This window comes from Cellulophaga baltica (assembly GCF_018861125.1).
Taxonomy (GTDB): Bacteria; Bacteroidota; Bacteroidia; order Flavobacteriales; family Flavobacteriaceae; genus Cellulophaga; species Cellulophaga baltica_A.
Genome location: NZ_JAHKQN010000016.1, coordinates 1 through 5,176, shown reverse-complemented (window position 1 = coordinate 5,176; position 5,176 = coordinate 1). Strand labels below are relative to the sequence as shown.

At 29.3% G+C, this 5,176-nt stretch carries 6 protein-coding genes; all 6 read right to left on the bottom strand.

Features of this window, described 5'->3' with window-relative positions; all coding sequences use genetic code 11:
• Positions 1-249: 249 nt before the first annotated feature.
• Positions 250-615 carry a transposase gene (locus tag KO500_RS08245; RefSeq protein WP_215956061.1) on the bottom strand — a complete coding sequence of 122 codons (366 nt, stop codon included), beginning with the start codon at positions 613-615 and terminating at the stop codon, positions 250-252.
• Between the two features lie 186 nt (positions 616-801).
• Positions 802-1,299, bottom strand: coding sequence for a hypothetical protein (locus tag KO500_RS08240; protein WP_215956060.1), 498 nt, complete (start codon positions 1,297-1,299; stop codon positions 802-804).
• Positions 1,300-1,304: 5 nt separating this feature from the next.
• Positions 1,305-1,694 carry a hypothetical protein gene (locus KO500_RS08235; RefSeq protein WP_215956059.1) on the bottom strand — a complete coding sequence of 130 codons (390 nt, stop codon included), beginning with the start codon at positions 1,692-1,694 and terminating at the stop codon, positions 1,305-1,307.
• A gap of 123 nt (positions 1,695-1,817) precedes the next feature.
• On the bottom strand, positions 1,818-2,360 hold the full coding sequence (locus KO500_RS08230) for a hypothetical protein (RefSeq protein WP_215956058.1): 543 nt from the start codon (positions 2,358-2,360) through the stop codon (positions 1,818-1,820).
• Positions 2,361-2,616: 256 nt separating this feature from the next.
• On the bottom strand, positions 2,617-4,344 hold the full coding sequence (locus KO500_RS08225) for a DUF262 domain-containing protein (RefSeq protein WP_215956057.1): 1,728 nt from the start codon (positions 4,342-4,344) through the stop codon (positions 2,617-2,619).
• A gap of 220 nt (positions 4,345-4,564) precedes the next feature.
• The gene (locus KO500_RS08220) at positions 4,565-5,152 is read right to left on the bottom strand and encodes a hypothetical protein (RefSeq protein ID WP_215956056.1); all 588 of its coding nucleotides are present in this window, start codon (positions 5,150-5,152) and stop codon (positions 4,565-4,567) included.
• Positions 5,153-5,176 lie beyond the last annotated feature (24 nt).

The window sequence follows — 5,176 nt, the reverse complement described above, 5'->3', positions numbered from 1 at the left end:
TATCTCTACCAACTTTAATGTTGGCTTTAGCAAACTCATTATCTAATGATTTTTCGAGTTTACGCACGCCTTCTCTAGGAAGGGATTTACGTTTTTTACTTACAATTTCTATAATTTGTTGTTCTATTTTTAAACGTTTATCAGCTCTAGATTTGTATTTGTAATACGCATCACGTTTAAGTCCAAAACAACTAGCTATAGTTGATAAAGAAGCAAATCCCTTAGCTCTATTTCTAGTTTTAATAAAGGCTAGATATTGAGTTTTTTTTTAAGTTGCTGAACATTTTTATATCCTAATTTTTCAGCAGCTACTTCCAGGTAAGATTCTTCTACCATAGCATCGAGATCCTTTTTAAGCAGTAGCTTTTTAAGTTTTTCATTCTCTTTTTGTAGCGCTTTAATTCTAGATATTTCGTCTTTAGTTTCCACTTTTACTCTGGTGTTCATTAAGTCTTTACGATTATACTTTTTAATCCACTCATTGACTGTTGTAGGTGCAATAGAGTAGAGTTTACAAAGTTCGCTCTTTCTATGTTTTCCGGTTGTAAGTTCGGCTAAAATTTTTAATTTAAAAGGTTCTGAGTACCGTCTAATTACTTTGTCATTTTTATACATAATGTTTAAAATTATGTAGCCTTTATTCAGGACGGGTCAAAATGAATGGCAACGTTGTTGTGTATGGTTAGTTGCGTGGTTAAGCAACTAAATTAGTAAACAAATCACAGATAGAAAATTCCAGCGGAATTTTCGTAAGTCGGCAGTGACCAAGCAATTAATTATACACGGTGTTGTAGGTAGTTTTTATTCAGTTTCTGGAAATTCAATTCCGATGATTTCTGCTTCTCCGATTTTTCTTGCTCCCTCGTGAATCCACCATTTTCGTCCGATGTCCATATATTCATCAATCGGTTGTATTGATAAAAATCGAACTAAAACCTCTTTAGTTTCTCCAGGCAATATCAATTCATCTTGTTCTAATTGAATATCTCCTATATATGCATATTTAAATTGTCCATTTGTTTCGTATTCAAAGACATGATTTGGTCTTAATCCAGTTTTGAATCCAGTTTTTCTTCCACCTTGTTCAGTTGTCAATAATGTTAAGTTTGCTTTAACGTGAATCAATTCAGGTGTTTCGTCAAGGTCAAAATCGGTAATGCTACAATCAGTATATTTTCCAAAAGCGTGAGTGTCAAAAACTTTCCCATATCCTAAATTCAGCCATCTCTTATAAATCAATTTTCCATTGAAATATAAATAAAGCTCATTGTCATCTTTTATTTCCTTTCTTACTATCACAGTTTTTATTTCCGATAACCATTTATTTCGATAAAGTCAGCTTGTTCAAGAAACTCCACGTTCAGCTTTTTCAGTTCAACTTTTAATTCTGATTTATTTTTCAGAATAATCTGCTCTAATTCCAAGAACTCAATAAAATTGCCTGAATTGTCAATCAAAATCGAGCTTTTTTCAAGTTCAAAAATGTGGTCAGCTTTTTTAATTTCCGATGACAGAAGAGTTTTTAATTCAAATTCAGAGTGATGCTGTTCAATCCATTCAAAAATCCGATACCACTTTTGATTGTTTAATAAACTCCCATTGGTTTTTTCCAATATAAAATTCCGAGTTTCTTTAATTCGAGAGTCTCGTTTTTCTTTACTTATTAAATGATATAGTTCACTTTTTTTGCTCATTGCTTAAATTACCTACAACGTGTATGTGTATGATTAGTTGCGTGGTTTAGCACGTAATTTAGCAAATAAAAACCGAATAGAATATTCCGCAGGAATATTCGTAAGTAGGCTAGAACCAAGCAATTAATTATACACGTGGTTGTGCGTTCGTTTTTTTACTCGATTAACAATTTCAAATCCCAAATATTCTTTCAGTTTCGGGAATTTGTATCTATAATATTCATTCCAATAGCTTATCATTCTACTTTCAGTCTGTTGCCAATATTTAGGGTTTTTAGCTCTAAATTCAGCATAGTAATCCAAAGTGTTTTCGTTTATTTTTTTGTCAATAATTGGAAGCAATTCATAAACGTATTCGCCAATCAATTGAATAATGAATGGAATTGTCCATTTCTCCGAATTCTGTGATAATAAATTCAGTCTTTTTTCTCTTAAATATCCATTATGATGTCGCAAGTAAATACAATTTAATATATCTTTTTGTTTATCAGTCAATGTTTTTTCCAATTCAGGATTTGGCTCGTCAAAGTAAAGTCTGTATGGAATTGTCAGAGTTTCATTTTCAAGTGTTAAATTCAATTCATTTTCATGAATCAGATTTTCAACTTGATGAATTTTTCCGTCACATAATTTGACTTTATTATTTTCAAATGGGATTATTTTCATAACTTCTTTTAAGTCCGAATGCAGTTTTTTCGGGAAAGATTTGGTTAGTCTTTCCTTATATTCAGATTTTAAATTTTTCTTAAATATTTTCAACATTTTTTCGGTTTCCTCAAATGACGCACAACGTGTTTGTATATGGTTTGTTGCGTGGTTTAAGCAACTAATTTAGTAAATAATTACCGACCAAGAAAGTCCGCGAGGACTTTCGTAAGTAGGCGAGAAGCCAGCAATAAATTATATACGGTGTTGGCAGTAGTTATTTTATTTTCCACAATTCGTATGTGATTTCAGATAATTCATTTGTTCTATTGTCAACTATTGTTTTGTCCCAATTCTTTTGAGTTTCATATTTAGAGCAAAATTCTTTAACAGTTTTCAATTCAGATTTTTTGAATTTTTCTATTTTTTTGTCGAAGCTAATATTTCCTATTTTAGAATTTATCTTACCATCAAGTGGTAAAAGATTTCCCATTTGTGAAACCCAAATCTCATTATTTTTTTGACTTTCTATATGTTCAAGAGTTATGTTATATACTTTTAATTCGTCTGTTTCTTTTGTGTTATTTTCTAATGTGCTGAAAATATATTGAATCAATTTTTTATCTCTTGTTATTTTGTTTGTAAATCTGAGTTTAGAAAAATTGGTTTTATAAATTTCTTCATCAGGTGTTTTTGTTTTTAATTTTTCAAAAAGATCTTTTAAATTATCCTTAATCTTTTGCTTGTCAGTTAGTTTTCTTAAACTTCTTGAGTGTTTTGAATAAAGACTTTCTAATCCAGAAGCTCTTTGTGATGAAATAGCAGTAAAAAGAAAATGAAATTTTTCAATTTTATTGATAGTTTCTCTTAAAACGTTTATGTTAATTAGCTTTTTGTCATAAAGAGTAAATAATGTTAGAAATAAAGGTCTATGTTGTGTAACTCTAAAAGTATTTAATGCAACTAACGAATAGTAAATATCTTTCCCTTCTTGCTCTTTCCAATCAAGTTGATTTGGTGAAATAATTTTTGAATAGTATTCAGAAACTTTTATTAATTCGTTAATGAAATTCTTGTATTCTTTTTTTGTTTGAGTTACATTTTTTTGAAATGATTCGTAAATTTTTCTTTCTGTTAAAAATTCAAATTTTGAAATCCAAAAGTGTCTGAAAAAAGTAGAAATATTTACTCCATATTCTCTTTCCCTTAAAGTTGTTTTAATGGTTTTCCAATTTTCTTTTGCAAAATCGGTAGGATGTTCATCGGATAAAATTTCAAAGATTTTGTTTTTTATTAAATCAATTGTTTCTAAATCTTTCCCTTTAGCATTTAAAGTTTCAAATATTTTTTCCGCTTGCTTTTTATCTTTTACAGTTATAAAAATGGTTTTGCAATCTAAAAGTTGATCTCTAATTATTTTTAGTATATCGATGTATTTAAAAGGCTCTTCTCTAAACTTTAAAGATTCAAAAGTCTTACTTAAACTTGTTTCTGTTAATTTCTTATAAAAATAGTCATAAGCAAAAAGTAAGTTTTTTTCTTCTTCAGTTTCGGGAATGTATGCTTGTTCTTTTTCGAAATTTTGGATTCGTCTTTGTAAAAATGGCTTTGGATTTTCATTTTCTAATTTAAAAAACGGATTGAAATCCCCATCTTTACCTTCTACATATGAATAACAACTTTTTGCTAAATTTTCATCAATTGTTTTTAATAACTGTGTTAGAACAGAAAACATTATTGTTATAGTAGTTAATCGTTGTTGACCATCTACAACATCAAATTCTATGTCATTGGAATCATCTCCAATTAAGACTAATGCTCCTATGAAATAGTCAGAAGTTTCTAAATTTTTGTTGGAATATTTAATTTGTTTAATGATATCATTCCAAAATGTTAGAAGTTCTTCTTTTTCCCAAGAATATTCTCTTTGAAATCGAGGAATAATATATTTCCTATTCAATGTTAAAATGTCCTTTATTGTTCTTGGGTATGCAGATAGGTTCATATGTGTGTTTTAATTACTGCCAACGTTTGAGCTAAGCGTAGTGCGGAAATAAGGAAACTTTTCGTTTCCGTCTGCGCACTAAGCTAAAGCTTATTGTTTTGATTTATTTTTTATTGTCAAAAGCTAAATCCATAAGATTTAGCGACTTCATAAATATAAACTGACCTTTCGATTTTTTTCTAAACTCCGCATTACGTTTAGGTTTTGTTGTCATTAGTTTTTATTCCGTAATATAATTTTCAAATTCAGATTTACTTACATTTTTCACAACAGTTGGCTTCTCCACTCTTAATTGACCTCTGTCAGTTACAGAAACTAATTTTTCATTTGGTAATTCCATAAAATATTGAAATTCCCTTTTGTCAAAGTCATATTTTGACCAAGCGAAAGTTCCTTTCTTATCTTCGTTTTGATAATAATCCGTTTCCGATTTGGAATCCAAAATTCCATACTCAATTATTTTTTTAAAATGTCCATTTGTCGGTTCAGGTTTCCACCAATAAGTTGTGAATTGCTCAGACTCATAATCACTAACTTTCCAATCTGATTTCAAAGTAGGTATTCCTAGTTGTTCACGTTCTGAATTGAATTCCATTCCGTGATTTTTATTTAAAGGAACGAGTAATTCGTAAGCTTTATTTATTCCAAAGTAAATAGCAATATAAATTATCCCTTTTCCTAACCCCTTTCCCAAAGTTTTAACCGAGAAAGAAAACTCTTTTGGGTCAGCTTTGTAATCATAATAATACGCTAAGAATATTGGTGCGATTAATAGTAATCCTAATAATATGATAATTGTGTAACTCAAATTCTATAAAATTAATGACAACGG